The 16,731-nt window shown below is 62.4% G+C and carries 16 protein-coding genes; 14 read left to right on the top strand and 2 right to left on the bottom strand.

Annotated elements, in window-relative coordinates:
* The first annotated feature begins 4 nt into the window (after positions 1-4).
* The 13 genes from QMA15_RS24615 (at position 5) to QMA15_RS24555 (ending at position 13,783) form a co-directional block, all read left to right on the top strand.
* The gene (locus QMA15_RS24615) at positions 5-1,252 is read left to right on the top strand and encodes a hypothetical protein (RefSeq protein ID WP_290287029.1); all 1,248 of its coding nucleotides are present in this window, start codon (positions 5-7) and stop codon (positions 1,250-1,252) included.
* A 26-nt stretch (positions 1,253-1,278) separates the two neighbouring features.
* The gene (locus QMA15_RS24610; protein WP_290287027.1) at positions 1,279-2,916 is read left to right on the top strand and encodes an acyl-CoA synthetase; all 1,638 of its coding nucleotides are present in this window, start codon (positions 1,279-1,281) and stop codon (positions 2,914-2,916) included.
* A 53-nt stretch (positions 2,917-2,969) separates the two neighbouring features.
* Positions 2,970-4,223 (top strand): cytochrome P450, encoded by a 1,254-nt coding sequence (locus tag QMA15_RS24605; protein WP_290287025.1) that lies wholly within the window; start codon positions 2,970-2,972, stop codon positions 4,221-4,223.
* A 61-nt stretch (positions 4,224-4,284) separates the two neighbouring features.
* The gene (locus QMA15_RS24600; protein WP_085989611.1) at positions 4,285-4,998 is read left to right on the top strand and encodes an ABC transporter permease; all 714 of its coding nucleotides are present in this window, start codon (positions 4,285-4,287) and stop codon (positions 4,996-4,998) included.
* Positions 4,995-5,867 carry an ABC transporter permease gene (locus QMA15_RS24595; RefSeq protein ID WP_003944051.1) on the top strand — a complete coding sequence of 291 codons (873 nt, stop codon included), beginning with the start codon at positions 4,995-4,997 and terminating at the stop codon, positions 5,865-5,867. Before QMA15_RS24600 ends, QMA15_RS24595 begins: the two co-directional genes overlap by 4 nt.
* Before the next feature lie 9 nt (positions 5,868-5,876).
* Complete coding sequence (locus tag QMA15_RS24590; RefSeq protein WP_020907940.1) at positions 5,877-7,046, top strand: MCE family protein; 1,170 nt, start codon at positions 5,877-5,879, stop codon at positions 7,044-7,046.
* The gene (locus QMA15_RS24585; RefSeq protein ID WP_020907939.1) at positions 7,043-8,065 is read left to right on the top strand and encodes an MlaD family protein; all 1,023 of its coding nucleotides are present in this window, start codon (positions 7,043-7,045) and stop codon (positions 8,063-8,065) included. Before QMA15_RS24590 ends, QMA15_RS24585 begins: the two co-directional genes overlap by 4 nt.
* Positions 8,062-9,084, top strand: coding sequence for an MCE family protein (locus QMA15_RS24580; RefSeq protein WP_020907938.1), 1,023 nt, complete (start codon positions 8,062-8,064; stop codon positions 9,082-9,084). The genes QMA15_RS24585 and QMA15_RS24580 overlap by 4 nt, the downstream gene beginning before the upstream one ends.
* Entirely contained in the window at positions 9,081-10,346 is a 1,266-nt protein-coding gene (locus QMA15_RS24575) for an MCE family protein (protein WP_279164126.1), read from the top strand. The genes QMA15_RS24580 and QMA15_RS24575 overlap by 4 nt, the downstream gene beginning before the upstream one ends.
* On the top strand, positions 10,343-11,500 hold the full coding sequence (locus QMA15_RS24570) for an MCE family protein (protein WP_172932760.1): 1,158 nt from the start codon (positions 10,343-10,345) through the stop codon (positions 11,498-11,500). Before QMA15_RS24575 ends, QMA15_RS24570 begins: the two co-directional genes overlap by 4 nt.
* Positions 11,497-12,816, top strand: a complete 1,320-nt coding sequence (locus QMA15_RS24565; protein ID WP_029255478.1) for an MlaD family protein — start codon at positions 11,497-11,499, stop codon at positions 12,814-12,816. The genes QMA15_RS24570 and QMA15_RS24565 overlap by 4 nt, the downstream gene beginning before the upstream one ends.
* On the top strand, positions 12,783-13,319 hold the full coding sequence (locus tag QMA15_RS24560) for a hypothetical protein (RefSeq protein WP_020907934.1): 537 nt from the start codon (positions 12,783-12,785) through the stop codon (positions 13,317-13,319). The genes QMA15_RS24565 and QMA15_RS24560 overlap by 34 nt, the downstream gene beginning before the upstream one ends.
* Entirely contained in the window at positions 13,316-13,783 is a 468-nt protein-coding gene (locus QMA15_RS24555) for a hypothetical protein (RefSeq protein WP_029255477.1), read from the top strand. Before QMA15_RS24560 ends, QMA15_RS24555 begins: the two co-directional genes overlap by 4 nt.
* Here the strand turns inward: QMA15_RS24555 and QMA15_RS24550 are convergent.
* On the bottom strand, positions 13,780-14,370 hold the full coding sequence (locus tag QMA15_RS24550; protein WP_003943994.1) for a TetR family transcriptional regulator: 591 nt from the start codon (positions 14,368-14,370) through the stop codon (positions 13,780-13,782). The two genes, QMA15_RS24555 and QMA15_RS24550, sit on opposite strands and share 4 nt — an antisense overlap.
* A gap of 220 nt (positions 14,371-14,590) precedes the next feature.
* Here QMA15_RS24550 and QMA15_RS24545 point away from each other — a divergent pair, with 220 nt between their 5' ends.
* Complete coding sequence (locus tag QMA15_RS24545; protein ID WP_046378642.1) at positions 14,591-16,129, top strand: FAD-binding protein; 1,539 nt, start codon at positions 14,591-14,593, stop codon at positions 16,127-16,129.
* A 29-nt stretch (positions 16,130-16,158) separates the two neighbouring features.
* On the opposite strand, the gene QMA15_RS24540 is transcribed toward QMA15_RS24545, so the two are convergent.
* Positions 16,159-16,668 (bottom strand): MarR family transcriptional regulator, encoded by a 510-nt coding sequence (locus tag QMA15_RS24540; protein ID WP_020969752.1) that lies wholly within the window; start codon positions 16,666-16,668, stop codon positions 16,159-16,161.
* Positions 16,669-16,731 lie beyond the last annotated feature (63 nt).

Genomic DNA, 16,731 nt, shown 5'->3' with positions numbered 1-16,731 from the left:
TCCGATGACGGTACGCGATTCCTTCGAGACACTCTCGCAGCGCGACCTTGCCGTGTTGGTGCCCGAGTTGCTCCTGTGTGGGCAGCTGATCGATCGCTCGGGCATGGCGCATCTGATCGTCGAATTCGGACGCAAGGGTATGGCGCAGGTGGCCGTCGAGGAGTGGGAATCGGCCAGCCCCTGGTACACCCGCCGCATGCAGAAGGCTCTCGGATACGAGGGCGACGACGTCGTGACGATCTTCAAAGGGTTACAACTCGACATCGGCGCTCCGCCACAGTTCATGGACTTTCGATACCGGGTCGACGATCCGCTGCACGGTGAATTCTGGCTCGATCATTGCGGAGCACTCATGGACGTCGAGCCGTTGGGCGATGAGTTCGTGACCTCGATGTGTCACGACATCGAGGATCCGACTTTCGATGCGACGGCCATCGCGACCAACCCGCACGCCCAGATCCGGCCGATTCACCGACCACCGCGCAGGCCCGCGGACCGACATCCGCACTGCGCCTGGACCGTTTCCATCGACCCGTCGCACACGCCTCCCGTGATGACCGCGCACACCGAGCAGATCGGACGCACCGCCGCGGTGACGGTCGAGCTGAGCCCGATCGATCACGGTGGGGACGGTAAGGCGGACTACTCGGGTCCGTTGTTGTCCGACCTGAGATTTTCCGACTTCTCGCGATCGGCCTTGGTTCGTATCGCAGAGGAGATCTGCGTGCAGCATCATCTGTTGGCGTTGGGCTTTCTGGCAGCGGTTCGCCGCCGTGCCGACGAAGACAAGGCGCGCGAGATCACGCGAAAGCAATTGACCGGAATCGCGGGAGTTGCGGCACAGCGTATTCGAGATGCGCTCGGGCTTCCTTCGACTCTGGAATCGTTGGCATTGGTCCTGTCCGTGCATCCCTTGCTGAATCCGAAGCAGTATGTGGAGAGTGAGATCCGACCGGACGGCGGTGCTCTGGAGCTGTGGATCTCGCGAGACGCTCTTGTCGACCGTGACGGCGGTTGGCCGACCTTGCTCGGCAGCGAGCACCTCGATCCCCTCCAGGCTTTGGTCCGCGGCGTGAATCCGCACTTCACCGTGAGAGTGGTGGCCGAAGATGCCGCGGGGCTCCTTCTGGCCGTCGACATCACCGAAGCTCCCGCTCCGGAATGCGTCGAAGTCGCCATTACGAAGGTCAGTACCGGCGCGGCATTCGTATTCGAAGATCGCGGAATCCCTTTGCCTCTCTTCGTCGTCTGACCGGCCGAACCCGAAGGACTCAACCTATGGCGTACACGTTTGCAGACCTGTTCGAGCATTCCGTCGATGTGATGCCCGATCGCCTCGCGCTGATCGTTTCCGGCGAGGAGGTGACATACCGTGAGCTCGACGAGCGGGCCAACCGATTGGCGCATTACTTCCAGTCCGTCGGGTTGGGTGTCGGTTCGCACATCGGTATTCAACTGCACAACTCGATCGAGGCGATGGTCGCTGTCCTCGCGGCCTTCAAGATCCGCGGCGTTCCCGTCACGGTGAACTACCGCTACACGAGCGACGAATTGGTTTACCTGTACGAGAATGCGGATCTCACGGCGTTGGTTTTCCATCGTGGTTTCGCTGAGCGGGTCGCCGAGGCGTTGGTGTCCGCGCCGCGGGTCAAGTACGTGATCGAGGCGGCGGACGAACTCGCTCTCGGGAACGAACCGTCGATTCCGGGGGCAGTGGCGTACGAGGATGCGCTCGGCAACCAATCCCCGCTGCGCGTAGGTGAACATGCTTTTCCCGAGCGTTCCGGCGATGACGTCTACGTTCTCTACACCGGCGGAACAACCGGACGACCGAAAGGCGTCGTCTGGCGGCAGGAAGACATCTGGCGCGTGTTGGCCGGCGGTTACGACTTCTATTCGGGTGAGCCGATCGCCGACGAGTACCAGCAGTCGCGCGGTGGCGCCGCGGCAGCCGAACCGATGCGGTGGTGCATGCTTCCACCGCTGATCCACACCTCGGCACTGATGCCGACGTTCAACGCTCTGTTCTCCGGAAACACCGTCATCTTCGAACCGAAGTTCGATGCGGCACAGGTCTGGAAAGTCGTCGCCGAATATCGCCCGCAGGTCATGGTCATCACCGGCGACGCCATGGGCCGTCCACTGGTCGAAGCCCATCACGAATTGCAACCGGATGCGTCGAGCCTGGCCGTGCTCGCCTCCGGCGCTGCGCTCTTCTCCGGATCGGTCAAAGACGCGTTCTTCGACGTCTTTCCGAATCTGATGATCTCCGATTCGGTTGGATCGTCCGAAACAGGCTTCGGCGGAATCGGATTCGCAACCAAAGGGCTCGAGCAGCGTGGCGGACCCAAAGTGGGCGCCAACAGATTCACGGTCGTCGTCGACGACGACAACCGTGTGTTGGAGCCGGGTTCGGGGGCCGAAGGATGGTTGGCGAAACTCGGCAACGTCCCACTGGGCTACTACAACGATCCGGTGAAGTCGGCGGAGATATTCCGAGAGGTGAACGGCGCGCGGGCAGTGGTGACCGGAGACCGAGCGCGGATCGAGGACGACGGCTCGGTCACTCTCCTCGGCCGGGGAAACATGGTGGTCAACACCGGCGGTGAGAAAGTCTTCGTGGAAGAGGTCGAAGCCGTGGTGAAGGCCCATCCCGACATCTACGACGCAACAGTGATCGGCATTGCCGACGAGCGGTGGGGCAATCGGGTGGCGGCGGTGCTCCGCGTCCGCGATGGTGTGGAACCGGATTTCGATTCCATCGAAAAACACACCCGCACTCAGCTTGCCGGCTACAAGATTCCGCGTTCCTTCTGGATCGCCGACGAGGTCGTTCGAGCGCCGAGCGGCAAGCCGGACTACCGCTGGGCCAAGGAGTTCTCACAGAACAGCGACCCGGTCCACCGGATCGAATAGCGCTCACACGCAACACCCGGCACCCGGCACCCATCCGTAAAGGAGCATCTGCAATGCCTGAGATCGACCTTCCCGACGGGTTCGACGTGACCGACCCGCATCTGTACGGCGAGCGCGTCCCGCTTGCCGAGTTCGCCGAACTACGACGATGCGCTCCGGTCTGGTGGAACGCCCAGGAACCGGGTACCGGCGGATTTCACGACGGTGGTTGTTGGGTTGTCTCCCGCCACGCAGACGTCCGCGACGTCTCGTTGCGCAGCGAGGAGTTCTCGAGCAACGTCAACGGCTGCATTCCGCGGCATGAAGACAACATCTCGGCGGAGGAGTTGGAGGCGACAAAACACGTCCTCATCAACAAGGACGCCCCTGAGCACACACAGCTGCGCAAGTTGGTGGCGCGCTTGTTCACTCCGCGGTCGGTGGAAGCGATGCGGGCCGGGCTGGAAGCGCGGGCAGAAGACATAGCGTCGGCTGCCGTGGCGGAAGGTAGCGGTGATTTTGTCAGCCAGGTCGCCAGCGAGTTACCGATGCAGGCGATCTCGGATCTGATCGGTGTACCGCAGGACGGGCGCCGTCAGCTGTACGAATGGTCGAATCAGATGACGGGATACGACGACGAGTCGCTCGCCGGCGAGTCTCGGATGGCGTCGGCGCAGATCCTGGGCTACGCCTATCAACTGGCCGAGGCGAGACGGGAGGAACCGCTCGACGACATCATCTCGCGCTTGGTGCATGCCGACATCGACGGACAGAAACTCACCCCGGAACAGTTCGGTTTCTTCGTCATCATGTTGGCTGTCGCGGGCAACGAAACGACGCGCAACGCAACGACACTCGGCATGATGGCATTTCTCGAGCATCCGGATCAGTGGGAACTGTACAAGCGTGAGCGTCCGCGCACCGCCGCGGACGAGATCATCCGCTGGGCTTCGCCACTGACGGCCATGCAACGAACAGCAGTGGTGGACACACAGATTGCCGGCACTGCGATTGCGAAGGGGCAGCGTGTCGTACTGCTCTACGGCTCGGCGAACTTCGACGAAACCGTCTTCGAGAACCCCGACGTCTTCGACATCACCCGAGACCCGAACCCGCACCTCGCGTTCGGAGGAACCGGACCGCACTACTGTGTCGGCGCCAACCTGGCCAGAATGGAGGTCGATCTGATCTTCGGCAAGATCGCCGATCACATGCCCGACATCAGCAAGCTCGGCGATCCGAGCAGGCTCTCGTCCGGTTGGCTCAACGGGATCAAGGAATTCAAGGTCGACTACGGCAACTCCACGTCATGTCCTTCGGGGCATTGACGTGTACAGCGGAAGAGTTGCACTTGCGGGCCCGATGCGCGAACTCGGCCAGTTCTACCGGATGGGCGCCGATGTCGCAGTGGGCTTGTTCCGCACCCGCTTTCAGGTGCAGGAGTTTCTCGAGCAGAGTTGGATGATCGCCCGGGTGTCGATCGTGCCGACAGTGTTGGTAGCCGTGCCGTTCACGGTCCTGGTGAGTTTCACCCTCAACATCCTTCTCCGCGAGATCGGTGCCGCCGACCTCAGCGGCGCCGGGGCCGCGCTCGGTGCCGTGACTCAGGTCGGTCCGGTGGTGACGGTGCTGATCGTGGCAGGTGCGGGCGCGACAGCCATCGCCGCCGATCTGGGATCGAGAACGATTCGTGAAGAGATCGACGCCATGGAGGTGCTCGGGATCGATCCGATCAATCGGTTGGTGATTCCGCGTGTGGTCGCGTCGACCGTGGTGGCTTTGCTGCTCAACGGACTCGTCTGCGTCATCGGCATCGCCGGCGGTTACGCCTTCTCGGTGTTTCTCCAGGGCGTGAACCCTGGCGCCTTCGTCGAGGGAATCACGTTGCTGACCGGCCTGCCCGAGGTGGCGTTGTCGATGGTCAAAGCTGCACTGTTCGGGATGCTGGCGGGATTGGTGGCCTGCTATCGCGGACTGTCGGTACGGGGTGGGCCGAAAGGCGTGGGGGAGGCCGTCAACGAAACGGTGGTGTACGCATTCATGGCGTTGTTCGTCGTCAACACCATCGTCACCGCGGTCGGCATCCGATTGACGGCGGGGTGATCGAGGTGACGCTGTCGGATTCGCTGGCACAAATCGGCAAGTTCGGACGCACGCGGGCGCGGGTGGCTCGAACGTCACGCTCGATCGACGACGTCGGGCGACAAGCTGTCTTCTTCGCGCGCGCCATCGCTCACATCCCGTGGGCAATTCGCAAACACCCGAAAGAAGTGTTGAGGCTGGTAGCCGAGATCAGCATGGGCACCGGAGCTTTGGCAGTGATCGGCGGCACGGTTGCGGTCGTAGGATTTCTGACTCTAGCCTCGGGCGGCACCATTGCGATCCAAGGTTTCAGCTCGCTGGGAAATATCGGAGTCGAAGCGCTCACCGGATTCTTCTCCGCCTTCATCAACGTTCGTATCGCTGCGCCGGTCATCGCGGGAATCGGCCTGTCGGCCACGATCGGAGCAGGTTCGACCGCGCAGATCGGTGCCATGCGCATCAGTGAGGAAATCGACGCCCTCGAATCGATGGCGATCAGTTCGGTCCCGTACGTCGTCAGCACCCGCGTCACCGCAGGGATGATCGCGATCTTGCCGCTGTACTCACTGGCGCTCGTAGGATCATTTCTGGCCGGACGATTCACCACGGTCGTGCTGTTCGGTCAATCCTCCGGTCTTTACGACCACTACTTCACGACGTTCCTCGATCCGGTCGACGTCGCATGGTCCTTCGTTCAAGTGCTCGTGATGGCACTACTTGTGATGCTGATCCACACGTACTACGGATACAACGCGTCCGGGGGACCGTCGGGCGTGGGAACTGCAGTGGGCCGCGGGGTTCGGCTCTCGCTGATCTGCGTCGTGGCGGTGACCCTGCTCGTCTCACTCGCGCTCTACGGCGGTTCCGGCAACTTCAATCTGTCCGGTTAGGGGTACTGCGTGCACAGATACGGCTACAAGTTGGCTGCTCTGGGCTTGGCTGCGGCGATCGTCGGGGTCATCGCTTTGTCGGTCGCGTCTTTCAACCAGGTGTTTGTCGCTCGCGTCCCGATCACGGTGATCGCGGAGCGCGCGGGGCTCGTGATGGATCCGGGCGCGCGGGTGAAGATGGCCGGGGTGACCGTGGGCTCGGTGGAGTCCATCACGCCGACTGACGACGCTACCGCACAACTGTCGTTGTCGATCGATCCCGAAGCGCTCGAATCTATTCCGTCAAACGTGGATGTGGCGATCACGTCGAACACGGCCTTCGGCGCGAAGTTCGTCAGCCTGTCCTCGCCGGAGCAGCCGAGCAGCGCGCGACTTGCCGCCGGGGCGACGATCGACGCATCCCGGGTGACTGTCGAGCTGAACACGGTGTTCGAGAAACTCACCACCGTGCTCCGGACGGTGGACCCGGGCAAGCTCGATTCGACATTGGGTGCCCTCTCGACTGCTCTGCAAGGACGCGGCGAACGGCTCGGGGTCGCACTCGAACAAGCAGATTCCTCGTTGCTCGAATTCAACACTGCACGTGAGGCTCTCGATCATGTGTTGACGGATTTACCAGCCGTCACACAGACCTACCGCGACGCTGTTCTCGACTTGATGGACACCCTCGACTCGCTCACGACGACGGGAACCACTGTTCTCGACGAGCAGCAGAATCTCGATCTCCTCTTGCTCAACGTGATCGGGGTCGCCCGCACCGGAGAAGATGTACTGGGAGCCAACGCCGACGGTATCGACACCGTTCTGTCGTTACTGCGGCCGACCACCGCACTGCTCGAGGAATACTCCCCGGTGATTCCCTGCATGTTCCACGGACTGCAGGAGAGCAAGAAGATCGGCGACGGCGCCTACAACGGACAACCAGGAATCAAGATGTCGATCGGTCTGATCGCCGGAACCGAACCGTACCGATATCCCGACGACCTTCCGAAGGTCGCGGCAACAGGTGGCCCGCAGTGTATGGGTCTTCCACTGCGCGACCCGAACGTCAATGCTCCGTACCTGGTGACCGATACCGGGGTGAATCCGTTTGCGCCCGAGCGTCAGCCGAATGGTGGGCAACCGATGAACACGGTCCCGGATCTGATGAGCTACCTGTTCGGGACGGAGATCCGATGAAAGTTCGTGGGTACACCGTCAAGTTCGGAATTTTTGTTCTGGTGATGATCCTCGTCAACGCCGGGCTGATCCTCGTGTTCGGCCAGATGCGAGGTGGCGACGCGAGGTCGTACTCGGCGGAGTTCGTCAACGCCTCCGGGCTCAGAGCCGGCGACAAGGTGCGCATCGCGGGTGTGCCGGTCGGTTCTGTCGGCTCCGTCGAATTCGGTGGGAATCACCGTGCCCACGTGAGTTTCAGTGTGGATACGGGTGACACCGTGACTGTATCGACCAGAGCCGCTGTTCGATATCAGGATCTGGTGGGTAATCGATACCTCGAACTGCTCGACGATCCGGGGATCGCGGAACCGCAGCCACAGGGCGAGAGCATTCCCGTCGATCGCACCGCGCCGGCACTCGACCTCGATGCGCTACTCGGTGGTTTCAAGCCGCTGTTTCAAGCCCTGGACCCAGAGCAGGTCAACGCGTTGTCGATGTCCTTGCTCGAGGTGTTTCAAGGCCAGTCCGGAACTGTGGCATCGGTGCTGGCGCACACCGGATCGATCACGAACACTCTCGCAGACCGCGACCAACTGATCGGTCGAGTGATCGGCAACCTCGACGGTGTGCTCAGTGAATTGCGCAGCCGCGGTGGTCAGTTCAGTGACACTCTCGATCACCTACAACAGCTGGTCAGCGGGCTCGCGGCGGACAGGGAGATGATCGGGACTGCCGTCGAGAGCGTGAACACCGCATCAGGCACCTTCGCCGATCTCCTCGCCGGAGTTCGCCCGGACATCGCGGGAAACCTGTCGAAGCTGGACGCAAGCCTGAATCCGCTGATCGAGCAACAAAGTGAGCTCGATCGGATTCTCGCGTCCATGCCCTCGAACTACAAGCAGCTGATCCGAGTCGGCTCGTACGGGTCGTTCTTCAACTTCTATCTGTGCGGAATCGCACTGAAGGTCGACGGTGCCGACGGTACGCCGCTCACTGTCGACCTGGTGGATCAGACGACCGGAAGGTGCGCACCACGATGAGAGAGATGGCACAGAGCCAGGCCGTACGCGTGGGGGTCGTGGGATTGGTCGTCACGGCCGCCGTCGTATTGGCATCGCTCCAGTATCAGAATCTGCAGTTCCTGAAATCGGGCGTCGGGTACAGCGCGGTGTTCGCCGACGCCAGCGGTCTCGCGCCGGGAGACGAAGTCAACGCCGCCGGAGTGAAGATCGGAACGGTGGACCGGATCGAGGTCGAGCACGGACTCGCGCGCGTGGACTTCACACTGGAAGGCTCGATCGGTTTGGGAGAAAGCACGTCGGCAGCCGTCACCACGATGTCGTTGCTCGGCAAGCGAGCGGTATCACTCGATCTGGACGGTCCGGGAAGGATCGCGGTCGGCGGCGAGATCCCGGTCGAGCGAACAAGATCGGCGTACTCGCTGCCCGACGTGCTCGGTGACCTCACCACGACGGTCGAGGACATCGATCTCGACCAACTCTCCGAATCACTCGACGCAGTGGGGCAGGTGATGTCCGACAGTGCGCCGAACCTGAGGCCGGCACTGGACGGTGTCGCACGGATCTCCGACAGCGTCAATAGACGCGACGACATGTTGCGCACCTTGCTGTCCGATGCAAACGACGTCGCCGGGACGCTGGCCGAGCGTGGACCACAGGTCAACGCGCTACTCGTCGACGGCAACGCCTTGTTGGGAGAACTGGATCGGCGACAGGCGGCGCTGGGGGAAGTGATCACGAACATCTCGGCGTTGTCGACCCAGCTGAGCGGACTCGTCCACGACAACGAGGCGCAATTGCAACCGGTCCTCGGCAAACTCGACACGGTTGTCGGCATTCTGCAGAACAACAAGGACAACCTTTCTCAGGGAATCGACGGTCTCGGTACGTACGTGGGCACGCTCGGCGACACCGTGGCCAGCGGTCCCTTCTATTACGCCTACGTCCAGAACCTGGTACCGGCGCAATACACCCAACCGTTGATCAACGCGATGTTCGGGCTACCATCTGCGCCGCTACCGATTCCGGAGGTTCGATGATGGGTGCCTTACGAGTTCGCAAACCGGTGAACTGGCGTCGAATCGGCGTAGTCGGTGGAAGCGTCGTCGGCGCGGCGATCGTCGTCGTGTCGGGATACCTTGCGGTGCAACATCTGCGCTACTACAACGTGACGGCCTACTTCACCTCGACGACCGGCCTGTATGTCGGTGACGACGTTCGTGTCGTGGGGGTCGACGTCGGCCGCGTCACCGAGATCGCCCCACAGGGAGATCGAATGCGCGTCGAACTGAAATTGGCGCGCGAGGTTCCCGTCGCCGAGGACGCGAAAGCGGTGATCGTTGCCCAGTCGCTGGTCTCGGCCCGCTTCGTGCAGTTGACGCCGGCGGTGACGGACGGCGCCGACGCACTGAATGACGGTGCGGAGATCGGGCTCGACCGAACAGCCGTCCCGGTCGAGTGGGACCAGATCAAGAAACAGCTGGGCCGGGCTGCCGATGCTTTGGGTCCCGACGGGGACGATCGCGGTCCCGCCGCCAACTTCCTCGACGGTGCCGGATCCGCACTGGCCGGCAACGGGGAAGCGCTGGGGCGCTCGGTGACCGAACTCTCGGAGGCTATGAGCACACTCGACGAAGGCGGAGCCGATCTATTCGGCACCATCCGCGGCCTGCAGACCTTCACGACCGCACTCGCCGCAAGCGACGAACAGATCGTTCAGTTCCAAGGACGACTGGCAAATGTCTCGAGTGTGCTCGCCGAGAGCCGGACGCAATTGGCTCCGGCTCTCGCCGATCTGGACGCCGCCGTCATCGACGTACAGCGGTTTGTCGAACAGAACCGAACCGGCTTGACGGAGCAGATCGCGAAGTTGGCCGACGTGTCCCAGGTATTGGTCGACAAGCGCGCAGGTCTCGAGAAGGTACTGCATCTGGCTCCGACAGCGTTGTCGAACTACTACAACGTCTACCGGCCGGCCCAAGGAGCGATGGTGGGTGTGCCCGCATTCCAGAACGTCGGCAACCCGATCGACTTGATCTGCGGCGGAATCGCCGGCCTGGCCAACGACACCTCGAAGAAGGGCGCGGATTTGTGCATCGAATACCTCGGCCCGTTGCTCAACACGATCAAGGCGAACTACCCGGACCTGAGCATCAACCCGACCCGGGCGCTCGGCGCTCTTCCGGACCAACTGGTGTACAGCGAGCCTGATCTGGAACCGACTGGCGCCTTGAGTTTTCCGACGGTACCGGTGGCGTCTGATCTGACCGGCTTGCTCATGCCGTCGACAGGATCACGATGACTGGCCGCCGGTGGGGAACAGTGTGTGTGGCGGCGAGCGCCGTGCTCGTTCTGACGGGTTGTCAATGGAGCGGGCTGAATTCGGTGTCGCTGCCGGGCGCGGCCGGCCGCGGTGAGGGAAGTTTCTCGGTCGTGATCGAGATGCCGGACGTCACGTCGATCAGTCCCAACTCTCCGGTCATGGTCAACGACGTGACAGTCGGAAGTATCAGTGCGATCGAGACCGACAACTGGCACGCCCGGGTGACGGTTGCGCTCGACGGTTCGGTGTCGCTGCCCGCCAACGCGACTGCCAAGATCGGCCAAACCAGTCTGCTCGGATCCAAACACGTCGCGCTCGCGCCGCCCACCGAGGTGGCGCCGGAAGGGCGGTTGTCGGAGGGATCCGTGATTCCCCTTGCATCGGCCAGTGTCTATCCCACCACCGAGGAAGCGTTGACGGCACTGTCCTTGGTGCTCAACGGCGGTGGGCTGGCCCAGATTCACAGCATCACCACGGAACTGAACACCGCTCTCGGCGGGCGGACCGATGCGGCGCGCGACCTGCTGAGCCAGATGGACAGCGTGACCGAGACACTCGACCGTCAACGCGAGGCGATAGTCACGACCATGGAGAATCTCGACGTGTTCGCCGGTGAGATCACGGCTCAGCGAGACGTTCTCGGTGAGGCGTTGGAGACCCTTGATCCGGCCTTGGCGGAACTGAGCGCCCAACGCGTCGACCTGACCACCGCCCTCGATGCGGTCGGCAGGTTCGGGGACGTCGGGACCGATCTGGTCGACCGGACCCGCGACGATTTGAAAGCCAATTTGAGCGCCTTGGAATCGACGCTGCAGAAGGTGGTCGAAACAGGACCGGACCTGATCAACAATTTGGGCAATCTGAGTACCTTCCCCTTCCCTCAGACGACCATCGACGACGGAATGCGCGGTGATTACACCAATTTGTGGGCGCTGATCGACCTCACGAGTAATCGCCTTCAGTCAGGTCTGGGCTTCGGTACTCCGTTCGGGGCGCCGCAAACTCCGGTGGAGAACGGAATACTGGTCGATCCTTTGACCGCGCCTCTGGGTACCGGGCGGGCCGCCCCAAGTGACACCGGGCGGGCCGCCCCAAGTGGTACAGGGCGGACCGACCAGGACGGTGGACGATGATTCTCACGAAGTTGGTGCGAAGGCAATTGACGATCTTCGCGATCCTGGCGGTGATAGGCATGAGCGCAGCGGCTATCTCGTACCTGAGAGTTCCGACCATGCTCGGCATCGGGCGCTATTCGGTGACAGTCGAACTGCCCGACGCCGGCGGCCTGTATCGGAACGCGAACGTGACCTATCGCGGCGACACCATCGGTCAGGTCAGGTCGGTGCGTCTCTCTCCGGGAGTGGTACGCGCCGAATTATCCTTGGAGAGTGCGGTTCCCGTTCCCTCCAGCGGGCTCACAGTAGCGGTGCGAAGCGTGTCGGCAATCGGTGAGCAATACGTCGACATGCAACCGAGCACCGCGGACGGACCCTTTCTGGCCGACGGAGACGTGATCGGCCCCGACGCTGTCACGATCCCGACCGAGATCGGACCGGTCCTCGATCAGGCGCAGGCGATGCTCGCATCCGTACCGCAGGACAAGTTGCGATCGGTGATCGACGAGTCCGCGGCAGCTTTCGGAGGCAGGGGAGAGGATCTGGCTCGTCTGCTGGATTCGACCACCTCGTTCGTCGATCAGATGGCCGCTGCCACAACGCCGGCTACGACGCTCGTACAGCAGTTGGATCCGCTCCTGCAGACACAGGTGGTGACGGGCGATCAGATTCGCCAGTGGGCGTCCAGTGTCGCTCAGCTCAGTGGACAGTTGGAGGTCGCCGACGGGTCCGTGCGCAATATCCTCGAGACCGGACCGGGCTTCGCGACTGAAGCCGACCTGCTGTTTCAAGGCCTCAAACCCACTTTGCCTGTGCTGCTTGCCAATTTCACCAGCACCGCTCAGGTGGCTTTGACGTACAACGCCGGGTTGGAACAGGTGCTCGTCATCTTGCCGCCACTGGTCGCGGCACAGGAAACCGTCGTACAACGCGGGCAGGTGGACGGCGCCGCGAACGTCAACTTCCACCTCCAAGCGCAGGACCCTGCGGCGTGCTCGACCGGTTACCTTCCTGCCGATCAGCGACGGGACCCGACCCAGACGAGTGTGCCGGACACCCCGGCTGATCTGTACTGCAAAGTGCCACAGAACTCGGTCTTCGCCGTTCGTGGATCTCGGAACATTCCCTGCATGGAGGTACCGGGCAAACGAGCACCGAGCCCGGAGATCTGCCGGAGCCCCGAAGCGTACGTGCCGTCGGGGACCAATGCGCCCGGCGAGTTGTACACCGGGCCTGACGGAGTCGACTATCAACACACGGAGTTGGCTCCGGCTGACTCCGGTCCGGGGGAGGGGGAGCCGTGGCAACAGTTGCTGACGCCGACGAATCGCTGAGAGGTGAGGTGCTGGATCCGGTCCGAGGGAAGCGCGGTGTACTCACTGCCCTGGTCTGGATTGCACTCGCGGCTCTGAGCGTCGTTGTCGTCTTCGGTTGTCTGGCAGTTCGATCGGACCGCGTGCGAGAGTCCCAGCGTCAAGGGTTCGTCGACGGTGCTGTCGCAGGAACCCTTGCTCTGATCGACGTTCACTCTGCCACGCTCGACGAGGATCTCGCGGAGCTGAAGTCGCTGACTACGGGAACTTTTGCAGACGAACTGAAGTCCGGTGAATCTGCGTTCGTCGCATCGATCCGTGATTTCGCCGTCGATTCCGACGGTCATGTCGACACCGCCGCCCTGGCATCGGAATCCGGAACCTCGGGGGTGGTACTGATCGCGGCATCGGCTCAGGTCGGCAATTCGGCGGGAGAGTCTTCGGCGCGAACCTACCGTCTTCGCGTCGGTGTCGAAGAGGTCGACGGTCGGGTACTGATGTCGAGTGTGGAGTTCGTCCCGTGAAGCGCGTGGTCTTGGCGTTTGCAGCGCTGATCTTGGTGGGAGCCGGCGGGACTCTGCTCTGGAGTCACCACCGTTCGGCAGCCGCTGAAACCGCACGTGTCGAGGTGATCGGTGTGGCGCCGATGCTCGTCGAGAATCTCTTGACCTACAACAGCGACACGGTGGACGAGGATCTTGCACATGCTGCCGAGGGCGCAAGTGGAACATTTCAGGACCGCTTCGCCGAATTCGGATCGAAAACCGTTGCACCCCAGTCGAAGGAGCAAGGAATCAGCACGAAGGCGCGAGTAGTCGACGTCGGAGTGCTCTCCGCTGCTGCAGACCGAGCAGAATTGCTCCTGTTCGTCGATCAGATCACGACGAGTATCGCGCGGCCGGCACCAGCGTCGACGTCGAGCCGAGTCGAGGTGACACTCGATCGAGTCGACGGCACATGGCTGGTGAGTGCCATGACCCCCGTCTAGTGAAGGTTGTCGCGGCCCGCCATGATCAGCCTGGCAGTGACTTCGAGCCGGTCTGCGATCTGCGAATAGGACTCGTAACCCATGCCGGCTCGGACAAGCGCTCCGGACCAGGAGATTTCGAGTGCTTCGAGTACGTCGGGATCGTATGACGGCCCCAGCGCCTCGATGAGCCGCTCGCGGATGTTCTTGCCGATACGTCCCCGAAGGTGTTCGACGTCGGGATCATTGCCCATCATCGCCGTGGTCACGGCCGCGGCCAGCTCCGGTTCGTCGGAAACGAGGAGTGCGACGCTTCGAAGGACCGAGCAGACCTGCGCTTCTCGTTCCGCCTCGGGGGAGGGCTCGTGCGGTACCGCGTCGAGTCGGCGCCAGAACAGTTCTGCCACAAGGTGACTCTTGGACGAAAAATAGGTGTACGCCGTGGCTGCGGCGACACCGGCTTCCGCTGCCACCATTCGCACAGTCAGATCGGCAAACCCTTTGTCGCGCAGGACCGTGATCGCTGCCGCGGTCAATCGATCGACGGTTTCGGCTTGCTGCTGTGTGAGCCGTCGACGAGTGGACTCGAACTTGGTCTTACCAGACATGTGTCCAGACACTACGGGATCAGACCCATGCGAGCAAAGTGTGCGCTATCGCCGCTCATTCTCGCTCCCCGCTCGGTGTCATGTCTCGCTCCCGCTCGGCGTCATGTCTCGCTCCCGCTCGGTGGGACAGAATTTCGATCCCCCGCGATCGCTAAGTCCATGTGTTAGAACGATTTCTAGAACACGTTCGGAAATGTGCCCAGGATCGGAGAGGCTGATTATGACGAAGTGGGACGAGACATGCGACGTACTCGCTGTGGGATCGGGCGGCGGACTCGCCGGCGCGTACACGGCAGCACGCGAAGGCCTCGACGTCATTGTGATCGAAGCGACCGACAAGTACGGCGGAACAACGGCGTACTCGGGCGGCGGCGGAATGTGGTTCCCGTGCAACGCCGTTCTTCGCCGGGGTGGGGACGACGACACCATCGAAGATGCGCTGGAGTACTACCGTTCGGTGGTGGGTGATCGGACACCTGCCGACGTCCAGGAGGCATACGTTCGAGGCGGCGCCGGGTTGATCGACTATCTCGAAGAGGACTCGAATTTCGAGTTCCAGATACTGCCGTGGCCCGACTACTTCGGGGAAAAACCCAAGGCTCGCGCGAGCGGTCGACACATCGTTCCCAAACCGATGAACGCTAAGAAGCTTGGTGTGCTTCGTGATTCACTTCGATCGCCGCTCGCGACGGAGCGGTTGGGAGAAGAGTTGCCGGCGTACCTCGTCGGCGGGCAGTCGTTGATCGGTCGATTCTTGCTGGCACTTTCGACATTCGCCAACGCCGCCATGCACCTGAACACCACTCTCGAAGAATTGGTCGTCGAGGACGGATCGGTCGTCGGCGCGGTCGTCGAACAAGGTGGTCGGCGTCGAACCATCCGAGCCCGCAGAGGAGTGATTCTGGCCGCGGGCGGATTCGAACAGAACGAGACCCTGCGTGCCGAATTCGGTGTTCCCGGCTCTGCGCTCGACACGATGGGTTGTCCCGGCAATCTCGGCAAGGCGCATCAGGCGGCTATCGCCGTGGGCGCCGATACCGACCTCATGGGGGAGGCCTGGTGGTCGCCGGGGCTCACCCATCCGGATGGCCGCTCCGCGTTTGCGCTGTGGTTCACCGGCGGAATCTTCGTGGACGACAACGGTCGTCGATTCGTCAACGAGTCTGCGCCGTACGACCGCTTGGGTCGCTCCGTCATAGAACACATGCGGGCACGAAAAGTAACCACACCGTATTGGATGATCTACGACAACAGGGAAGGTGCAGTGCCGCCGGTGAAGGCGCCCAACGTGCCCATGGCGCAGACGGAGCAGTATGTGGATGCTGGGTTGTGGAAGAGTGCCCAGACGCTCGAAGACCTCGCCGCCCAGATCGATGTTCCCGCAGCGGAACTGGTGCAGACCGTGAAGCGATTCAACGAGTCTGCGGCGACCGGCGTCGACACGGACTTCGGCCGAGGAGACACTGCGTACGACCGTGCCTTTTCGGAGGGGGCTTCACCGCTCGTACCGATCGACCAAGGACCGTTTCACGCTGCCGCTTTCGGTATCTCCGACCTCGGGACCAAAGGTGGTCTACGTACCGACGCAACCGGGCGGGTGCTCAAAGCCGACGGTACGGCGATTGCCGGATTGTACGCGGCGGGCAACACGATGGCAGCGGCCAGCGGGACTACGTATCCCGGCGGTGGAAACCCGATCGGAGCGAGCATGCTGTTCAGTCACCTGGCTGCACTCGACCTCACGAAGCCGCCGTCGTAAGGATCAGACCGCTGGTGTCGGGAAAGGGGTCAGGCCTTGCCGAGTCCGGCGGCGATTCCCTTGTCCAGTTGGCTGAGCATTGCAGTCCCCAAGGACGAAAGCTGGGCGACCTGGCGATCATCGAGGCCCTCGAAGAGGAGACCTTGAACCGAGGCGACGTGTGGCGGCGCGGCCGCGACGACCTTTGTCATTCCTTCGTCGGTGAGTACTGCGTTGGAGCCGCGGCTGCCGCGAATGACTTCCCGTTTCACCCAGCCGGCTTTCTCCATCTTCGTGACGACGTGCGAGAGGCGGGACAGGGAAGCGTTCGCGCGCTGGGCCAGTACCGACAACTGGAGCTTGTGGTCGGGGGCGTCCGAGAGTGCGGCGAGCACGAAATATTCGAAGTGGGTGAGTGCCGAATCGCGTTGCAGTTGAGTGTCGAGTGCGGCAGGCAACCGTGTCACGAGAGCGATCAGTGTCAGCCAGGCTTCCTGCTGCTCGGCTGTGAGCCACTTCGTCTGAGACTGCGCGTCGGGCTGCGCGGTCGGTTCACTCATCGGTGACTTCTCCTTCGGGTCGAGCATTCTTCGTGCACGGAGCGTGCTGGTGTACAGCGTCTC

This window comes from Rhodococcus sp. APC 3903 (assembly GCF_030407755.1).
Taxonomy (GTDB): Bacteria; Actinomycetota; Actinomycetes; order Mycobacteriales; family Mycobacteriaceae; genus Rhodococcus_F; species Rhodococcus_F erythropolis.
Note: the sequence above shows the minus strand (reverse complement) of the source record. Positions and strands in the feature narration are given on the sequence as shown.

Coding starts and splice junctions, on each gene's coding strand:
- QMA15_RS24600 (WP_085989611.1), top strand. CDS start 4,285: ATGGGCGCCGATGTCGCAGTGGGCTTGTTCCGCACCCGCTTTCAGGTG.
- QMA15_RS24575 (WP_279164126.1), top strand. CDS start 9,081: ATGATGGGTGCCTTACGAGTTCGCAAACCGGTGAACTGGCGTCGAATC.
- QMA15_RS24580 (WP_020907938.1), top strand. CDS start 8,062: ATGAGAGAGATGGCACAGAGCCAGGCCGTACGCGTGGGGGTCGTGGGA.
- QMA15_RS24545 (WP_046378642.1), top strand. CDS start 14,591: ATGACGAAGTGGGACGAGACATGCGACGTACTCGCTGTGGGATCGGGC.
- QMA15_RS24615 (WP_290287029.1), top strand. CDS start 5: ATGACGGTACGCGATTCCTTCGAGACACTCTCGCAGCGCGACCTTGCC.
- QMA15_RS24605 (WP_290287025.1), top strand. CDS start 2,970: ATGCCTGAGATCGACCTTCCCGACGGGTTCGACGTGACCGACCCGCAT.
- QMA15_RS24610 (WP_290287027.1), top strand. CDS start 1,279: ATGGCGTACACGTTTGCAGACCTGTTCGAGCATTCCGTCGATGTGATG.
- QMA15_RS24540 (WP_020969752.1), bottom strand. CDS start 16,668: ATGAGTGAACCGACCGCGCAGCCCGACGCGCAGTCTCAGACGAAGTGG.
- QMA15_RS24585 (WP_020907939.1), top strand. CDS start 7,043: ATGAAAGTTCGTGGGTACACCGTCAAGTTCGGAATTTTTGTTCTGGTG.
- QMA15_RS24550 (WP_003943994.1), bottom strand. CDS start 14,370: ATGTCTGGTAAGACCAAGTTCGAGTCCACTCGTCGACGGCTCACACAG.
- QMA15_RS24565 (WP_029255478.1), top strand. CDS start 11,497: ATGATTCTCACGAAGTTGGTGCGAAGGCAATTGACGATCTTCGCGATC.
- QMA15_RS24570 (WP_172932760.1), top strand. CDS start 10,343: ATGACTGGCCGCCGGTGGGGAACAGTGTGTGTGGCGGCGAGCGCCGTG.